This window comes from Pedobacter sp. KBW01, from assembly GCF_003852395.1.
Lineage (GTDB): Bacteria > Bacteroidota > Bacteroidia > Sphingobacteriales > Sphingobacteriaceae > Pedobacter.
The window spans coordinates 1-16777 of the sequence record NZ_QAJQ01000044.1 but is presented as its reverse complement, the minus strand read 5'-3'; the positions used below and the strand labels follow the sequence as shown (position 1 = coordinate 16777).

The 16777-nt window shown below is 39.9% G+C and carries 14 protein-coding genes; 5 read left to right on the top strand and 9 right to left on the bottom strand.

From position 1 onward, the window contains the following. Positions 1-152: 152 nt before the first annotated feature. Positions 153-824 carry an NAD-dependent epimerase/dehydratase family protein gene (locus tag DBR40_RS26395; RefSeq protein ID WP_124562722.1) on the top strand — a complete coding sequence of 224 codons (672 nt, stop codon included), beginning with the start codon at positions 153-155 and terminating at the stop codon, positions 822-824. Between the two features lie 72 nt (positions 825-896). On the opposite strand, the gene DBR40_RS26390 is transcribed toward DBR40_RS26395, so the two are convergent. Continuing rightward, positions 897-1658, bottom strand: coding sequence for a M57 family metalloprotease (locus tag DBR40_RS26390; protein ID WP_124562721.1), 762 nt, complete (start codon positions 1656-1658; stop codon positions 897-899). Positions 1659-1976: 318 nt separating this feature from the next. On the opposite strand from DBR40_RS26390, the gene DBR40_RS26385 reads away from it, so the two are divergent. Then, complete coding sequence (locus DBR40_RS26385) at positions 1977-2501, top strand: DinB family protein (protein ID WP_199748432.1); 525 nt, start codon at positions 1977-1979, stop codon at positions 2499-2501. A 54-nt stretch (positions 2502-2555) separates the two neighbouring features. Here the strand turns inward: DBR40_RS26385 and DBR40_RS26380 are convergent, their stop codons facing one another. Together DBR40_RS26380 and DBR40_RS26375 are read right to left on the bottom strand one after the other, a co-directional pair. Then, positions 2556-2735 carry a hypothetical protein gene (locus DBR40_RS26380; RefSeq protein WP_124562720.1) on the bottom strand — a complete coding sequence of 60 codons (180 nt, stop codon included), beginning with the start codon at positions 2733-2735 and terminating at the stop codon, positions 2556-2558. 307 nt (positions 2736-3042) lie between these two features. Further along, positions 3043-3744: an SAM-dependent methyltransferase gene (locus DBR40_RS26375; RefSeq protein ID WP_124562719.1), complete on the bottom strand. Its 702-nt coding sequence runs from the start codon at positions 3742-3744 to the stop codon at positions 3043-3045. Between the two features lie 280 nt (positions 3745-4024). Here DBR40_RS26375 and DBR40_RS26370 point away from each other — a divergent pair, with 280 nt between their 5' ends. Next, positions 4025-5698 carry a DUF6600 domain-containing protein gene (locus DBR40_RS26370; RefSeq protein ID WP_124562718.1) on the top strand — a complete coding sequence of 558 codons (1674 nt, stop codon included), beginning with the start codon at positions 4025-4027 and terminating at the stop codon, positions 5696-5698. Between the two features lie 96 nt (positions 5699-5794). On the opposite strand, the gene DBR40_RS26365 is transcribed toward DBR40_RS26370, so the two are convergent. The 6 genes from DBR40_RS26365 to DBR40_RS26340 form a co-directional block, all read right to left on the bottom strand. Further along, positions 5795-6751 carry a discoidin domain-containing protein gene (locus DBR40_RS26365; RefSeq protein ID WP_124562717.1) on the bottom strand — a complete coding sequence of 319 codons (957 nt, stop codon included), beginning with the start codon at positions 6749-6751 and terminating at the stop codon, positions 5795-5797. Between the two features lie 17 nt (positions 6752-6768). Beyond that, positions 6769-8610 (bottom strand): RagB/SusD family nutrient uptake outer membrane protein, encoded by a 1842-nt coding sequence (locus DBR40_RS26360; protein WP_124562716.1) that lies wholly within the window; start codon positions 8608-8610, stop codon positions 6769-6771. A 2-nt stretch (positions 8611-8612) separates the two neighbouring features. Further along, a complete protein-coding gene (locus tag DBR40_RS26355; RefSeq protein WP_158674147.1) occupies positions 8613-11933 on the bottom strand; it encodes a TonB-dependent receptor in 3321 nt (1106 codons plus the stop codon). Positions 11934-12194: 261 nt separating this feature from the next. Further along, a complete protein-coding gene (locus DBR40_RS26350; RefSeq protein WP_124562714.1) occupies positions 12195-13367 on the bottom strand; it encodes a FecR family protein in 1173 nt (390 codons plus the stop codon). 96 nt (positions 13368-13463) lie between these two features. Continuing rightward, the gene (locus DBR40_RS26345) at positions 13464-14048 is read right to left on the bottom strand and encodes an RNA polymerase sigma factor (protein ID WP_124562713.1); all 585 of its coding nucleotides are present in this window, start codon (positions 14046-14048) and stop codon (positions 13464-13466) included. Positions 14049-14287: 239 nt separating this feature from the next. Then, complete coding sequence (locus DBR40_RS26340; protein WP_124562712.1) at positions 14288-14911, bottom strand: HAD family hydrolase; 624 nt, start codon at positions 14909-14911, stop codon at positions 14288-14290. Positions 14912-15001: 90 nt separating this feature from the next. Between DBR40_RS26340 and DBR40_RS26335 the strand changes: the two genes are divergently transcribed. Next, a complete protein-coding gene (locus DBR40_RS26335) occupies positions 15002-15229 on the top strand; it encodes a YtxH domain-containing protein (protein ID WP_124562711.1) in 228 nt (75 codons plus the stop codon). Between the two features lie 62 nt (positions 15230-15291). After that, positions 15292-16692, top strand: coding sequence for an MBL fold metallo-hydrolase RNA specificity domain-containing protein (locus tag DBR40_RS26330; RefSeq protein ID WP_124562710.1), 1401 nt, complete (start codon positions 15292-15294; stop codon positions 16690-16692). Positions 16693-16777: the final 85 nt, after the last annotated feature.

The following is a 16777-nucleotide window of genomic DNA, read 5'->3' as shown; positions in this document are numbered from 1 at the left end:
ATTTTCATTTTTTTCAGAATATTATGAATCGAGTAGGAAGATAGGGATTAGTTCCCTATCTTCCTACTCGATTATAACATTAATACTATCGTTCAATATGATAAAATGCGAAACAAAGCCTTATTTTTAGGCTATTAATAAAAAGGTTAACGATGGAAAAAGCAAGAGATCAGCGCAATGTGATTATTACAGGCGCTACGGGTATGGTAGGCGAAGGTGTTTTAATGCGGTGTTTGGAAAGCGATCAGATAGATACAATTTTGGTGATTAACCGAAAACCTTGTGGCTATGCACACCCTAAGCTGAAAGAAATTATCCATGCCGATTTTTTAGATTTTTCGGCAATAGAAAATCAGTTGAGCGGTTATAATGCCTGCTTTTTTTGCCTGGGTATTAGCTCTGTTGGGGTCGATGCTGATGTGTATTACAAAATGACTTATACCTTAACCATGCACGTGGCTGAAACATTAAGCAAACTTAATAACAACATGACTTTTTGTTATGTTTCTGGTGGTGGAACCAATGAAAATGGTCGTTTGAAGTGGGCACAGGTAAAAGGAAAGACTGAAAATGATTTAATGAAATTACCCTTTGATCAGGTTTTTAATTTTCGACCGGGTTTTATTAAACCCTTGCCTGGGCAAAAGTATGCGCATAAATTTTATAAATATATCAACTGGATGTTCCCAATTGGCCGGGCGCTTTACGCCAGTGGTTTTTGCACCATGGCCGAGCTTAGCAATGCCATGATCCACACCTTAAACCACCAGAACGAAAGACGGATTTTGGAAGGGAAGGATATTATTGCTATGGCCAAAGAATAAGCTCAGGAGCCATTTTGCTCCCAAGCTTATTTTGTTATCCAAATGAATAGGTTAATTGATTAAAAAATGATCTTAATATAAAGCTGCGGTAGCATCTTTATCTTTTTGCGATAATACTGTAGCACCCGAATTGCATTGGCCGCCGTTCATGAGCGATGAAGCATCGGTTCCGGTAACGCCAGGTACGTTTGTAGCGGTAGATTCGCCACGGGCAGACCAATTGGTATGGCGGAATGAAATGCAATGACCAAATTCGTGGCAAATGGTTCTGGCGCGTTGGGCAAATGAATTGCCTGCAATATAACTTTTGTTAATCTTAACCAAAGCACCTGCGCTACCGCCTGATGGGAATTGTCCCTGGCCACAAGTGCCTGAGCCTAAATTTTCATCTTTAATCAGGATATCATAAGGCGCAGCGGTTACTACATTAAAACGAAGTGTAGAATTAGGTACAGCATTCCATTGGGCAATACCACTGTTAATTTCGCTGGTCATTGAGGTCATGGATGGATCTATAAAAACACGAACGTTTAGTTTATTGGTGCTGTTTACGATACTTCCGGTATAATATTGCTCTGTTTTTGGCCCTTCTGTTACAAAAGGTACTACTATGTTTTTTGGAAACAGAATATCTTCCTCTACAACAAATTCATTTCCATTATCTACAATACTTTCGGCCGGAAAACCCAGATCTTTAATGTATTGCAATACTTTGTCGGCATTTTTTACTGTTTCCTGAGGTTCGTCGGTTAATGTTTCCTGGTTTTTCTTACACGATACGATTACAAGAGCCATCATCGCTACGACAGCGATTGTTTGAATTAATTTTTTCATAAGTAATAAGTTAGGTTGTTTGGATAACAAAACAAATGTAACACAACTTGTTACATTCAATTTTGCTACTCAGCAGAATTTTACACGAAAACTTAATCATATTGCTTTGTGGTTTATGAAAGCTGTGTATGTATTTAAATATTTACATGAATACGCTTTTTGTCTGTTATTTTTTGTATGTTTAACTGTTGTAGGAGGGTTGTTTACAATGCTTTTTCGAGGTAAATAAGGAATTTTAAAAATATTTTCTTTCAAAAACTACACTGCCATAGGGTTGTCAGTGTGGTGTGTTTTCTTTGTGTAACTAAAGCAAAAGATATGAATCAAGAACAATTATTCGCCGAAACAAAAGAAGAAACTTCTATTGTTTATTTAATGAAAAATTATGCAAACTATAATTTCTGGGCCAATTTAACCTTGGTAAACTGGTTAAAAAATCATCCGGAAGAATTATTGGAGCAGGAAGTTTTATCGAGCTTTAAAAGCGTAAAATTAACCCTCGCTCATATTTTACAAACCCAGGAATATTGGTACTCAATACTGAGTAAAACCGAATTTGAATTTCGCGAATATGGAAGTTTAAACAATGTTTTTGACACTTTGTTGAAGCAATCAGAAAACCTTGCCGTTTATGTTACTGCATTAAGCGAAAGTAGGTTTGAAGAAAATACACCGATAGAGAGCCCCTGGTTTAGCTGCGATTTTCAAAATTTCGAATATGTAATGCAGGTCTTTAACCACAGTACCTACCACCGCGGTCAAATTGTAACCATTTGCCATAATTTAGGGATTACCGGGGCACCGATGACCGATTATAACTTTTATAATGTGATGGCCAAATAAAATTTTCATAGTTTAACCATAAAAAGAGATGATCTTCCAGGATCATCTCTTTTTTTATTTCTTATTATCGTACTTCCGTTGATTGTCTTTGTTGGAAGTTTGATCGGACCGTTGTCCGCCCCCATTGGTTATGCCTTGTATTTTTTTATCGGTTTTAAGGTCATGATTAGCCCTGTCTGCGATTGAACTTCCCTGAACTGTTGGGTTATTTTTTGGTGTGCCCATGTTTTTCATAACTCTAAAATTTAGTGAATAAATTGCGGAGCGCTATAGTAATAACCAATGGGATTTGGATATGTTTTGATTTTTTAAAAGAGGTTGCTATCGAAACTTCCGCATATCAGTCATTTTTTTACCACCAAAGCACGAAAGCACAAAGATTTTAAGGCATCAGTTTACAATAGGCAATTTGCAGTTACCAATGAACCAGGTACAAGTTTGGAGTTGGTTAATCGATTTAAACAATTAACCGGTTAACCAGTTTTACAATAGGCAATTTACAGTTATCAATGAACGAATGACTAATAAACCATTAAATCGCCTAATACAACAAAAATATAGTTGGCTTTTTATGCAGATCTATTTCTTCTTTGCGCCAGTTATAAACACTTTGGGTTTTAATAAATTCATCTTCAGCAGTTAGGTTACAAGCCACGCAAACCTGAGTATTGGGCTTACAGCTTTTTAAAACCTCTTCAAACAACTGGTTATTGCGGAAAGGTGTTTCGATAAAGATCTGGGTCTGTTTATAACGGCTGGCCGATAAATCTAAACCTTTAATCCTTTTGGTGCGTTGTTCTTTATCAATTGGCAAATAACCCCAAAATGCAAAGCTTTGACCATTAAAGCCCGATGCCATCAAGGCTAAAAGGATGGAGCTGGGGCCAACCAATGGTACTACTTTTATACCGCGCTTATGTGCTTCGGCAACAATATCTGCTCCCGGATCGGCGATACCCGGACAACCGGCTTCGCTCATCAGGCCAACATCTTTTCCCGCAGTAAGCTCTGTAAAAAATTGCCCTAAATCATTACGGTTGTGTTTGCCATAATCGTGAACAATTAAGTCTTTTTGTGGCGTTTTCAATCCGGCTTCTTTTAAAAAGCGGCGGGCTGTTTTGCTGTTTTCTACAATATAGGTGTCGATCTGATTAATCGTATCAACCAGATAAGGAGTAAACGTTTTGTGTGCTACCTCTTCGGCCAATGGTACGGGAATAAGGTATAAAGTGCCTTTTTGCATGTTGCAAAAATACTTACAATAAATAGGATTTAAGTTTTAAAGTTTAACAGTGTTACAATATAATCTCTTTTGTAAACACAGGTGTAGCAAATTTTATTTCTAGCTGACTTATTTTCTGCACAATTAAACTTTGCTTAAAACGTTAAATAAGAGTTAAATATGCCCTGTAGGGCAATATTTCGCGGAAAACATTAAAACTATGCTCGCATATTAAACTTTCTGAATTTTTGGTTCTCTAATTGATACACACACATTAGGTTATTAAAAATAAAACACACAAATGAAAACACTGAAATTTACGGCACTTGTGCTGGGGCTTTTTGGGCTCCTTGCCGGAACCACCACCCTTGTCAGGGCACAAGACTACCAGGACGATTACCAGAACGATGGTTATAGCACTGGTAATATTTCTTTACAAACTTTCTACGATGAGCTTTCGCCTTATGGCACCTGGATACAAGATCCGCAATACGGTTATGTTTGGCGTCCGGATGTAGATCAGAGCGATTTCCGCCCATACTATAGCAATGGCCGCTGGGCCATGACCGAGTACGGAAATACCTGGGTTTCCAATTACGATTGGGGCTGGGCACCCTTCCACTACGGTCGTTGGGTAATTAACAGTTACAGACAGTGGATCTGGTTACCTGATACCACCTGGGGACCTGCATGGGTAGACTGGAGAAGTGGCGATGGTTATTATGGCTGGGCACCAATGGCACCAACCATTAGCATTAATTTAAGCTTTGGCCGCCGTTATGTAGTGCCTGAGTTCTGCTGGAATTTTATACCACAACGCAATATCTACATCAACACATTTCCGAGATATGATTACGGCCGTAACAATGTATATATCCGTAATACGACCATCATTAACAATACTTATGTGTATAACAGAAGAAGTTATTATGGTGGCCCAAGGATTGAGGATATCAGACGTGCAACCAACCGCGATGTAACTGTTTACAGATATGCGCAAAGCAACAGGCCAGGTGCAAGCCGGGTAGGTGGTAGAGAAGTATCTATTTACAGACCAAGACCAGAACGTAACCAGGTTGATAACCGTAGTGCAGCACCACGAAGATTTGAACAAGGCAATGCAGGCATTAGCAGAAATGGCAGAAACGAAGGTTATGCTACCCGCGAACAACGCAATGGTGATAATAATGATAACCGCTTCGGATCAAGAAACGACAACAACCGTTCGGTACAACCCGACAGGCGTAATGATAACAATGTAGGGCGCGACAATAACAACCAACCCAATAATAATAGGGGGGAAGCTTATAACAGAGATGCTAACGGAAGAGTAAGCCGTAATGGTGCGAATGGTATTGATGGCAGAAATGGACAAGGTAATGTAGATAGAAGCCAGGAACAACAACAACGTTTCGAGCAGATGCGTCAGCAACGTAACCAGCAAGACCGCATGAGTCAGGATCAGCAACGAGCACAACGCGATATACAAATGCAACAACGCGGACAGGCTGATCAACAACGTGGACAGCAGGAACGTGCTCAGCGCGATGGCCAGTTGCAACAACAGCGTAACGAGCAAATGCAACAACAACGTGCGCAACAACAACAGGCTCAGCAACAGGAAAGAACCCAACGTGATGCCCAGATGCAGCAGCAACGTAACGAGCAAATGCAACAACAGCGTGCAAATCAGCAACAAGCTCAACAACAGGAAAGAGCTCAACGTGATGCACAGATGCAACAGCAACGTAACGAGCAAATGCAACAACAACGTGCACAACAGCAACAAGCTCAACAACAGGAACGTGCTCAGCGTGATGCACAAGCGCAGCAACAAAGAGCACAGCAACAACAGCAAATGCAGCAGCGACAAGAACAAAGAAGATCTGAAGCTCCGCAACAACAGCAACAACGTGGTGGTGGCGAAAGAAGTGGCTCTGAAGGAGGAAGACCATCGAGAGGTGGCAGAGGATAGATGGAAAAGTCCCGGTGCAAACCGGGACTTTTTTTATGTCATGCTTATTTTCACTCCTTTTGTGGTTCAAGAAGTTAACAAGAACATTTATTGGTGTTATTTTACTTTGAAAACCTGAAATTCGGCTAAATGCGTATATGCCTGAGGCCCTTCTGTCATTTCTAATTTCAAGAACCTCACTTTTGTAGGCGCGTCAAGTTCGTAGTTCTGCAAAGATTTTAAGTTAGGATCCATTATTTTAGCTGTTAACAAATCTGTCCATACAGTTCCATCAACACTTCCTTTTAAGTTAAATTTGGTAAATCCGGTGTTATTGTTATTTCTGGGTGCCATAGAGATGCTGGTTACATTGGTTAAAGTACGCATATCAACCTGGATCCAATGTGGATAAGAGGACGCTGGAGCGGAGTATTGCGAATGCCAGAAAGTTGTCAGGTCACCATCAAGGACACTGGCAAGCGATCCATCGCCTACCTCCGTTGTTGATGCGGTAATAGCCCACCCTGTTCTATCTGCAAGAATCTCTGGCGCTTTGTACTTCACCGTAGTAATAAACATAGTTTTTAATAAAGGATTAATTTTATATCCTGAAGCATCAATAATACTAACTGGTAGCATGTACAGTTTGTTGGGATCCAGGTTTTTAGAGTTGTATTTTAAGGAAACCAGATTAGAAGTAATGGCCCCGCCTGATATGGTTACATCCAGCCCGCTAATGCTATAGGCATTTTCGGGGAGTTTTAAATAGGGCGTAAGGTTTTGGCTGGTGCGCACAACATTTACGCTATCAAAAGCTTTGTCGTCTACCTTAAATTTCACCGCAATATTACTTGAAGGCAAGCCTACAGCGGCAAATGATGCACCAAAATCAAAAGACACAACGGTGTCTTTTGCCGGATAAACTGTAATTTTCTGTGCACTGGCCTGCCTGGAAACATACACCAATGCATTTTCTTTGGTGTCTGATTTTTCAAGGTATGCCTCTTCTTTTTTACAAGCGCTAGTAACGGTGAAAGCCGCTATGATACAGCATAATATTTTATATAATTTCATTATAACATCGGTTTAAATTAATATCCTGGAAGTTGAACAATTTGTTTATTCCTATCCATTTCATTCTGGCGATAGGGAAGGAAATAAAATTTACGTTGCCATTGTACTCTGGAGGTTGCAACTACCCGCTTGTAAAAAGTCGGGTCAGACAAAGAAGTGCCTGCATCCATGTTCATGCCATAAAAATCGCCACCTTGTTTCGAACCTGGTTCATTTGGGATTTTCCATCTGCGTACATCCCAGAACCTGAGTCCAGATTCGTAACACAGCTCAATTCTTCTTTCCAGGCGGATTTGTTTACGCATTTCTATTTGCCCGAGGTCTGCCGGGATTTGTGGTATGCCTCCCCGTGTACGCACATCATTCAGGTATTTTAATATATCTGCATGGCCTGGCTGCGATTCGTTTAAAGCCTCGGCATAACTTAAATATAATTCGGCCATCCTAATCAGCATAGCCGGGCGGGCCGGATTACTGCCCGTACTTAAATTGGTATTGGGATGGATGTTTTTTCTGGCTGTATATCCTGTTTTTGGATAATCTCTGGCATTTGCTTTTTTGCCCGATGATGCCGTAGAAAAATAGGTGACATAAGTTTGTCCGGCAGCAGGTACAACTGGTATTACCGATCCGCTAAAGGTTACATCGACATAAAATCGAGGCTCTCTTCCAACATACATATTATTTGTACCGGTAGAATAATATGGCGTTGAAGTGTTTGTGAACGTTGTTTCGCTATATGTTGGTGTTTCTTTAATTGTACGGCCATCTACCATCCTGAAATCATCAACAAGCTCCTGTAATACACCAATACCATTCCAGCCATTGCCAGACAGAGAATTTTTTGGTGCACAGTGCTGAGACCACCCAGAATGCACATTATTGGCCCTTCTTAGCCATACGCCCTCTTCTTTCCAACCATCCCAAAACATATCTCTGGTTGAATTAAATCCCTGAAGAAATAAGTTGGCATTTTGTTTTATAAAAAGTTTACGACCCTGGGCTATGTTCAGATCAATAGCTCGTTTCATCGCTTCAGCAGCGGCCTGCCAACGGGTAGGATCGTAAGTTTGATTAAATAATTGCTTTCCATCAAAGTTCTTCCAGTCTGCAAATTCTGAATTTCCGTTAAATAATGGGCTGGCATGTGATAGTAAAACCTGCGCTTCAATTGCAGCTGCTATAGGTACGGTAATTCGGCCTACCTGATAATCATCGACGGTGTTGGAACCAGTAAGGTGCAAACTGGTAAGGTTGGCTTCAGATGCACGCATTTCATTCAGCACAAACTTTACGCATTCGTCCCATGAACTTCTTGGAATTTGAAAGTTATCATTTGGTAAGCCCGAAACTAAAGGGGCAATGGCTGCAGGGCCTACTTCTTTCATCAATAACCAATGATAATAAGCCCTTAAAAAACGTGCTTCTCCTTTATATTCCTTTACAATGGATTCGCCGTTTTGCTGCTCTAAAAGCTCTTTACACTCATCCACTCTTTCCAGGAAAATGTTAATGTTCCGGATCAACTGGTAGTATGTTTCAAAGCGTGTTGGCGAATTATCGCTGGTAACTGCTCCCGAATTGATGGTTAGGGCATTACCTGTGCCCCAGTTGGCATATTCCAGTTCATCGCTGATCCCTGCATACTGAAAGCCGTAAGGTTGATCCCATATATCTTCTATACCTGCATAAAGGCCAAAGAACCAGCGTTCGGTATTGGCTCTGTTCGAAAATACTTTATCTATGGTATTGATATTATCTGGTACGGTATCAAAATATCCTTTTTTACAGCTTGTAGGTAGGAAAAGAAAAGGTATCAGTAGGGCCAGAATTAATTTTTTTGCGAATGTGTTTTTCATAATTAGTTAAAATTAGCACGTAAACCTAAGTTGAAAGTTGTAGTATTTGGATAAGATGCGCCACGGCCATCTCCTAGTTCCGGGTCCCAAAACTTCCATTTTGAAAAAGTTACCAGATTGGTACCATTGGCATAAATTCTCAACTTTTTAATAGCAACTTTGCTCAATGCTTTTATTCCAAAGGTGTAACCCACTTCTGCGCTTTTCAACCGGATGTAATCAGCACGTTTTACCCACCAGGTACTCGAATAATAGTTTGTGGTAACATCCTGATTGGTAGATAAGCGAGGGTAGAATGCATTTGGATTAGGGTTTTCTACGGTCCAGCGATCAGTTACCTTGGTGTACATGTTTCCGAAAGTAGCTCCCTGAGAGAAAGGCGTTGTGCCTGTACCACCATTATAACTGAAATCAACCTGGCCTGCACCCTGGAAGAAAAGTACAAGGTCAAATCCTTTGTAACCCGCGCCTACGTTTAAACCATATAAAATTCTTGGAGTACTACCGTAGCCTATGGCTTGCTGGTCAAATGAGGAAATGATGCCATCTCCATTCAAATCCTTATAGCGGATATCACCTGGACGTACATCGCCTGCTTGTGTAGGTGCGTTATCAATTTCATTCTGGTCTTTAAATAATCCCATGGCTACATAACCAAAACGCTGACCAATGGCGTGTCCGGTACGGTTAAGCCACGAGTATTGCCATGGAGGTAAACCGTCAAAAATGTTTTTGTTCTCATTCATGTTGAAGGTTCCCCTGAAAGTTACAAAGCCATCTCTGAAGCTCTTGTTGTAGCTTAAAGTCAGATCGATACCACGGTTCGCTGTTTTACCCACATTTACATAAGGGATATTGGTGTTTGTGAAGCCGGAAATGTAAGGAATAGTATAATTTTGAAGTAAGATGTCGTTTCTCTTTTCTTTAAACAACTCCACAATCAGTTGAAGATCATCTTTTAAGAAATTGATTTCAACACCGAGGTTGTGTCTGAAACCGGTTTCCCATTGCACTTCGCTACCAATCCGGTTTTCCTGATAGCCGGTATAAGCCCTGTCTGCCCCCGGAATACCGAAAGTATACGAAAATGCATCGCCTAAAGTAGATAAGAACAAGAAGCGGGAACCGGTATTACTATTGCCTGTTAAACCATAGGTATAGCGGAATTTCAGGTAAGATACAATGTCTTTAACGGGTTCAAAAAACTTCTCATTTGAAGCTACCCAGCCAGCACCAACTGAGGGGAAGAAACCAAAACGTTTGCTTGGAACAAAGTTTTCAGATCCTGAATAACCAAAGTTGGCTTCAACAAAATATTTATCTTTATAACCATAATTAGCCCTTCCTACCAGCGAGCGCTGCCTGAATGGTATAGAATTGATCAGATCGGTTGCATTTCCATTTACATAGTCTGATTGATTGAAAAGAAATAAGCCGGAAACATCATGATTGCCATATTTTCTTGAATAGTTAAGGGAAGTTTCGGTATAAAATCTTCTGTTACTGTTGCGATCGGCCGAAAAACCCAATACATCAGAACCTGTTTCTGCAATTCTGGTGATTAGCTTGCCGTTAGCATCGCGGCCAGTGGCCAGGTAAGATTGTAAGGTTCTTGACCTGGTTAAGCTGCTTCCGTTAACAGCATCGAAGGCAAACATGGTTGAAAAAGACAATCCTTTTGTTAGAAAATCTAGTTCCTGGGTTACTTTAATGTTACTCCTAACAGTATTTGAATAGGTGTTTGAATAGCCGTTTGCCACAAGGTAGTAGTAGGGGTTGAATGGAACACCAGGATATTTAGGCCACTGGCCGTTTGAATAAATAGGGGGTACAACATGGGGAGCTTGTTGAGTGGCGTAATCAAAAATGGCATTTACACCAGCTGATGGCGTGTTGTAATTGGTGATAAATCCGTTAATGCCAAGTTCCAGATTGGTACTTTTGGTTACTTTAACACTTACATTACTGTTAAAATTAAATCTATCCAGCTTCAGTGTCGAATTAAAAGATTGTGCTTCAGCTTGTTTAAACATCCCTTTTTCGGTGTAGTAACCAGCTGATACATAATATCGGGCAGCATCTATGCCCCCGCTTACATTCAGATTGGCCCTGCTGGCACTCGAAAAATCATTAAACAGGTAATCATACCAATTCACGTTAGGGTATAAATCAGGATCTTCTCCGCTGGCATGTTTAGCTATAACAGCCGGATCATATTGTGGCGTTCTTCCCCTGGTGGATAAACTCTCATTATACAAGGTCATAAAGGTAGGCGCATCTATAAAATTCGGAAGCTCTGTAAACTTTGAGCGCGAACTGTTTAACTCGAAATTGATGTTCGGTTTTCCTAGCTTACCTTTTTTGGTATTAATGAGGATTACGCCGTTGGCACCTCTTGTACCATATACAGCGGTAGCTGTTGCATCTTTTAATATGGTGAAACTTTCTATATCTTCAGGGTCAATGTTATTAATAGGCCTGTCGGGAACACCATCTACCACAAGTAGTGGGGATTGAGGGCTGCTGGCAAAAGTTGCAATACCACGAATAAAAATATTGGCTCCGTCTGCGCCTGGAGCTCCACCGCGTTGCGTAGATATTACACCGGCAAGGCGTCCTGCCAGTGCCGAGGTTAAATCCCTTACCGGGATTTTGAGCTCTTCGGGCTTTATGGTAGCTTGGGCTCCCACTACACTTATCTTTTTTTGTCGTCCAAAGCCCACAACGGCAACTTCGTTCAGACTTCCCGATTCTGGCTCCAAAGTAATATCGATATCCACTTTGTTTCGAACAGGTACCTCAACCCGTTTATATCCAACATAGATAAATTCTAGCGAGTCAGTAGCTTCAACATCTATGGCATATTTCCCGTTCAAATCTGTTAAAACACCATTTTTAGTATGTAGTATGCGTACAGTAACGCTTGAAATGGGCAAGCCTAATTCATCCTTAACCGTTCCGCTAACCTTATACTTTGCTTGTTCAATAACGGGCTTTGGCATTGCCGGCCTTTGATCTGGAACTGGCTGGTCTTTTTTGGTAATCACGATTGTCCGCTCGTCAATCGTAAATATAAGCGATTGGTTCATCAGGCAAACCTTCATTACCTGGTCTAATGAAGTATTGTTAAAATCAGCATCGATGGTTCGATTCGTTTTTAATACTTTCGGAAGGTAAAAAACGTCGTAACCCGTCTGTTTCTCAATCTCTTCAAATACCCGGACGATACTTACGTTTCGTTGTTTAAATGTTAGTCTTTGTGCATAGCTGACAGCACTGACCTGCATGATCGTTACAATGAGTAATAACGTCGTTAATTTCATAATTCGCAGGATTTTAGGTACACAGGAATAGGGGCCTAATATTCTTAGGTAAAATTTATACATTTGGTTGTCTTGTTTTAGGTCAAAAAAATAGTTTGCAAGCTAGTTTTACTCAGGCAAGTCATTTGCTGGAGGTGTTGGTCGCACTTCCAGCTTTTATTTTAACCGTACCTGAAAGGAGCTTTCTGTTAATGGTAATTTGCTTTCTTCATGTTTGGTTTTTTTAATTGATTAGTTGATATATTATTTAATTGGTTCTTGTTATTCAACAATGATTTCCCGCCCTTTTACCGTAAACCTAAAGGCATTGGCTAGTTCCATTTTTTTTAATACCTGATTAATGTTGGCATACTTGGAAATCCGGCCGCCCAATAGTTCATTTTTCAATTCGGGTCGCTTATAGGTAACCTGAACATTGTACCATCTGGCAATTTCACGCATTCCGGCTTCCAGTGTTTTATCAGTGAAACGGAAAACTCCATTTTTCCAGGCTATGGCATATTCTGTGTTTACTTTATTAACCGAAATATCTTCGCCACTTACTGTTGCCTGTTCGCCAGGGGTAATAACTTTTTGATTCACCTTGTTTTTAATTTTAACACTTCCCTCCAGCAATGTCGTTTTTGCAGTTAATTCATCGTCGTAAGCGTTTACATTAAAATGTGTACCCAGCACCTCCACTTCCTGATTGCCGGTTTTAACAACAAAAGGATGCTTTTTATCTTTCGAGATTTCGAAATATGCTTCTCCACTCAGGTTAACAGATCGTTTCCCGGAATGGATCAAGGCGGTGCTATAAGAAAGACTGGATGCAGAGTTTAACCAAACCAGGGAACCATCAGGCAATCGAACCTGATAGGTTTCCCCGTTATTGGTAGAGAGTGTGTTGATTTGGTCCGGACGTGTAGTCCCTTTTACTTCATAAACTAACTGGCCGTTTGCAGTTTTGGTAATGGTTACGCCAGCTTCATTTGCAAGCTCACCATTTACTGCGTCAGATAATTTGATTGTTTTGCCATTTGCCAGTTTAAGTGTTGCTCCTGTTGTACCAGGTATAATATGTGTGTCTGTATCGGCTAGTCTGGCTAAACCGGTATTTTGCTTTAAATAAAACAGGCTGGCGCCGAATATAATGATAGCCAGTGCAGCAGCAATTCCTATCCAAAGTTTCGGCCTTCGCGGAGATTGTGGTAAGGAATGAATATTTTTACTTTGTATTTTAGTGAGGATTTCTTCCCCATCGCCAAACAGGAAAACAGCAGGACTAAATTCATTTTCATCAAACTCTTCCCAATAGCTGTTAAGTAATTGTTTAACCTGCTCTTCATTATTCGGATCGGCCATCAGCAATAGAAATTCTTCCTTTTCCCCGGCAGAATTTAAGTGATGCAATTGCCGATCGAATAAAAAATTCAATCTTTGGTTTTCAGTCATATTTGGTTAGGATTTCGGAGAATCTTTACTAAAGACGCAGAAAAACAAAAAACGGGATATAAAAAAGTAAAAAAAAATAAGCTTGAAAAAAGGGGCTTAATTCATGCTTAGAATAACAGAAATAGTTATGGCAGTATGTAATTTTAGAAACTTTGATACCGATTTGGTTGCCCATTGCTGGTATTTTTTAACAGATTCAATAGATATCCCCATTTCTCCTGCAATTTCCCGGCTCTTTAACCCCTGCTGGCGAAGCTGCAGCACTCTTTGTTGAGATGGAGGTAATTCTGCAATTGCTTTGATGAGAATATTCTGGTATTCCTGGTCTACATTAAAAGTTTCTTCACCTTCATTAAGGTTTAATACTTCTTCTGCATACAACTGGCTATGTTTTTTATCTTTAACCATTTGACGGATGGCACTTATGGCATAATTCCGTGTTAAAATAAAAAGATAAGAGGTAAACCTGTCCAGTTTAGGTAATGTTGCTCTGTTTTCCCATACTTTCAAAAATACATCTTGTACAATCTCTTCACAGATCTCCACCGATTCAAGCAAGGTGTAAATATATTTGATTAAAGGACCATGGTATGCACGAAACAATTCGGCAAATGCAATTCCATCGCCTTTTGCTATTTCCAAAAGCAAATCTTTTTCATTCGGAAGAGGTTTAATCGCCATTTTTTAGTTTCGCTGTGAGATAAAACTAAGTATTTTTAATTAAGTGCAAAAAATAAATTTGAGCTAAGATGCTAATAATCTACCATGCTGTAGTGCTAAATTTAGTTGTAAACTTTTTTTAGGCTGATTAAATATCTAAACCCTTCAGCATATTGTATAGAAAACATCAAGAAGAGTAACGGTTTTGGTTAATGTTAAAGATTAGAATATTGTTAGGCTTTTTGTAATAAGTCATCGTGTTATTGCCCTGCTGCAGCCGGCAACTTACTCAAATCAACACCCCTGAAAGTACTTGTTGCGTCGGAATGCAGATTTTCAGGGTCGAGCAGAAAAGTATCGATCCCCAGCTCCAAACCAAATTTAATTTCCGATTCGGCATCATCGCCAATAATTAAAATATCTTCTTTATTTAGTTGATGCTGATCAATCAATTTTTCAAAAGCCTCTTTTTTATTGCTTACCGATACATCAACAACATATACAGTTTCAAAGTCGGCAGCAATACCCAACATTTTTACTTTTGAGTTTTGTTGCTTCGTAAAACCTGCAGTTACAATAAATTTTCTGCCGTTTAAATTTTTGATGTAAGGATATTCATTGCTGGGTTTTAAGGGTTGAGTTACTTCCCTGTTCCGCAAATATGCCAGTACATTGGGCATTGCTTCTTCTCTGAAACCATATTTTTTAGCTACTTTTTGAAAAGGTATGCGCAGCATTTCCTGTTTAGCCAACGCAAAGGCTTCATTACTAATTCCCAGATCCTGCTGTTCTAAAAAATAGTACAATTCGCCCATTAACTGTTCTTCGTTCGGTTTGGTAAAATAAATGGTATTATCTAAATCGATAAAGAATATGCTTTTCATTGTGGATTGGTTTTTGTTTGAAACGCTGTAGATTAAAAAAATTAAAACACCTTTTCATTAAATATGTTTAATAAGTAAATCACTAATATCATGAAAAAAGAGACAAAAATTATAGTAGGCGTTTTAGCCGGAGCAGCATTAGGGGCAACCATCGCATTGGCATTATCATCAGATTCGACCAGCGATCTTAAAGGCAAGGTATCAGACTTTTTCGCCGATCTTTTAGATGCCTCAAAAGATAAACTGGCAGGTCTGGCAGATAAAGCCACAGGCGCTGCCGATAAGGTTAAAGATAAAATAGCAGAAATAAATGCTTAAAGAATTGGAAGTGCCGGAAATATCCGGCATTTTTATTCTTGTATAATCTAACCACCACCTAAATGAAAATTGCCTTTCATGGTGCTGCCCGTACAGTTACAGGGAGTAAGCATCTTATTACCTTAAAAAATAACACCCAAATACTACTAGATTGTGGCCTTTTCCAGGGAATGGGACAGGTTACCGATAAATTGAACGATTATTTTGGTTTCGATGCCAAAAAGATTACCTACATGATCTTATCGCATGCGCATATTGATCATTGCGGATTATTGCCCAAATTGGTTGCTGAAGGTTTTAGCGGAAAGATTTTTTGCACCTCGGCTACGATGGATCTTGCCCGTATTTTGATGATGGATTCGGCTAAAATACAGGAGCAGGATGCTGAATTTGCCAATCGCCACCTGCGCCATGGTGAAGAAATGGAAGAAGCGCTTTATACCGAAGATGATGTAGTGCAAACGGTAAGCCAGATGAAAATTGTGGAGTACGAAGAGGATTTTGAAATTGAACCTGGGATCCGTTTAAAATTTACCGATGCCGGTCATATTTTAGGTAGCGCTGCTGTGCATTTAACCATTACTGAAGATGGAAAGCCAACCCGAATTACCTTTTCGGGCGATGTGGGGCGTTATGGCGATTTGCTTTTAAAAAGTCCGCAACAGTTTGATCAAGCCGATTACATTTTAATGGAATCTACCTATGGCGATTCGTTGCACAAAGATCTCGATCCGATTGAAAACATGTTGCTGGAAATCATTAACAATACCTGTAATATTAAAAAGGGAAAGGTTATTATTCCGGCTTTTGCCGTAGGGCGCACCCAGGAGCTACTTTATGCTTTAAACGGTTTAGAGCTAAAAAGTAAATTGCCCAATGTGCCCTATTATGTAGATAGTCCGCTCTCGTCAAAAGCAACTGAAATTCTGAAAAACCATCCCGAAGTATATAACAACGGGGTTAAAGAAACACTAAAAATCGATCATGATGTTTTTGCATTTAAAGGTTTGCGCTTTGTTGAAAGCGTAGAAGAATCGAAAGCTTTAAATGAAGATGCCAGACCATGCGTAATTATTTCTGCCTCGGGTATGGCTGAGGCGGGGCGTGTAAAACACCACATTCGCAACAATATTGGCAATGCTAAAAATACCATTTTAATGGTGGGTTATTGCGAGCCAAACTCTCTGGGTGGGAAGTTAATTGCCGGCCAAAAGGTGGTAGATATTTTTAGAGATAAGTACGAAGTTAAAGCCGAAGTACGCGCCATAAAATCCATGAGTGCCCATGGCGATTATGAAGATTTGTTACGTTTCTTATCTGCTCAGGACCCTGCAAAAGTGAAACAATTGTTTTTGGTACATGGAGAATACGAGGTGCAGCAGCATTTCGCCTCCCGGTTAAAAGATCATGGCTTTAAGCATGTAGCCATACCAGAATATCATCAGGAATTTGTTTTAGGTTGAGAGTTGTCACCTTTCTAACGAACTGGTTATTAAAGTTGACAACTCTTTACGTTGGTCTGGATTTGTAATTAGGAGTGTTCGAAAC

Bases quoted from the DNA above. Each gene is read 5' to 3' on its own strand.
- DBR40_RS26390 (WP_124562721.1), bottom strand. From the start codon at position 1,658: ATGAAAAAATTAATTCAAACAATCGCTGTCGTAGCGATGATGGCTCTT.
- DBR40_RS26340 (WP_124562712.1), bottom strand. From the start codon at position 14,911: ATGAAAAGCATATTCTTTATCGATTTAGATAATACCATTTATTTTACC.
- DBR40_RS26375 (WP_124562719.1), bottom strand. From the start codon at position 3,744: ATGCAAAAAGGCACTTTATACCTTATTCCCGTACCATTGGCCGAAGAG.
- DBR40_RS26335 (WP_124562711.1), top strand. From the start codon at position 15,002: ATGAAAAAAGAGACAAAAATTATAGTAGGCGTTTTAGCCGGAGCAGCA.
- DBR40_RS26380 (WP_124562720.1), bottom strand. From the start codon at position 2,735: ATGAAAAACATGGGCACACCAAAAAATAACCCAACAGTTCAGGGAAGT.
- DBR40_RS26355 (WP_158674147.1), bottom strand. From the start codon at position 11,933: ATGAAATTAACGACGTTATTACTCATTGTAACGATCATGCAGGTCAGT.
- DBR40_RS26395 (WP_124562722.1), top strand. From the start codon at position 153: ATGGAAAAAGCAAGAGATCAGCGCAATGTGATTATTACAGGCGCTACG.
- DBR40_RS26385 (WP_199748432.1), top strand. From the start codon at position 1,977: ATGAATCAAGAACAATTATTCGCCGAAACAAAAGAAGAAACTTCTATT.
- DBR40_RS26365 (WP_124562717.1), bottom strand. From the start codon at position 6,751: ATGAAATTATATAAAATATTATGCTGTATCATAGCGGCTTTCACCGTT.
- DBR40_RS26370 (WP_124562718.1), top strand. From the start codon at position 4,025: ATGAAAACACTGAAATTTACGGCACTTGTGCTGGGGCTTTTTGGGCTC.
- DBR40_RS26345 (WP_124562713.1), bottom strand. From the start codon at position 14,048: ATGGCGATTAAACCTCTTCCGAATGAAAAAGATTTGCTTTTGGAAATA.
- DBR40_RS26330 (WP_124562710.1), top strand. From the start codon at position 15,292: ATGAAAATTGCCTTTCATGGTGCTGCCCGTACAGTTACAGGGAGTAAG.
- DBR40_RS26350 (WP_124562714.1), bottom strand. From the start codon at position 13,367: ATGACTGAAAACCAAAGATTGAATTTTTTATTCGATCGGCAATTGCAT.
- DBR40_RS26360 (WP_124562716.1), bottom strand. From the start codon at position 8,610: ATGAAAAACACATTCGCAAAAAAATTAATTCTGGCCCTACTGATACCT.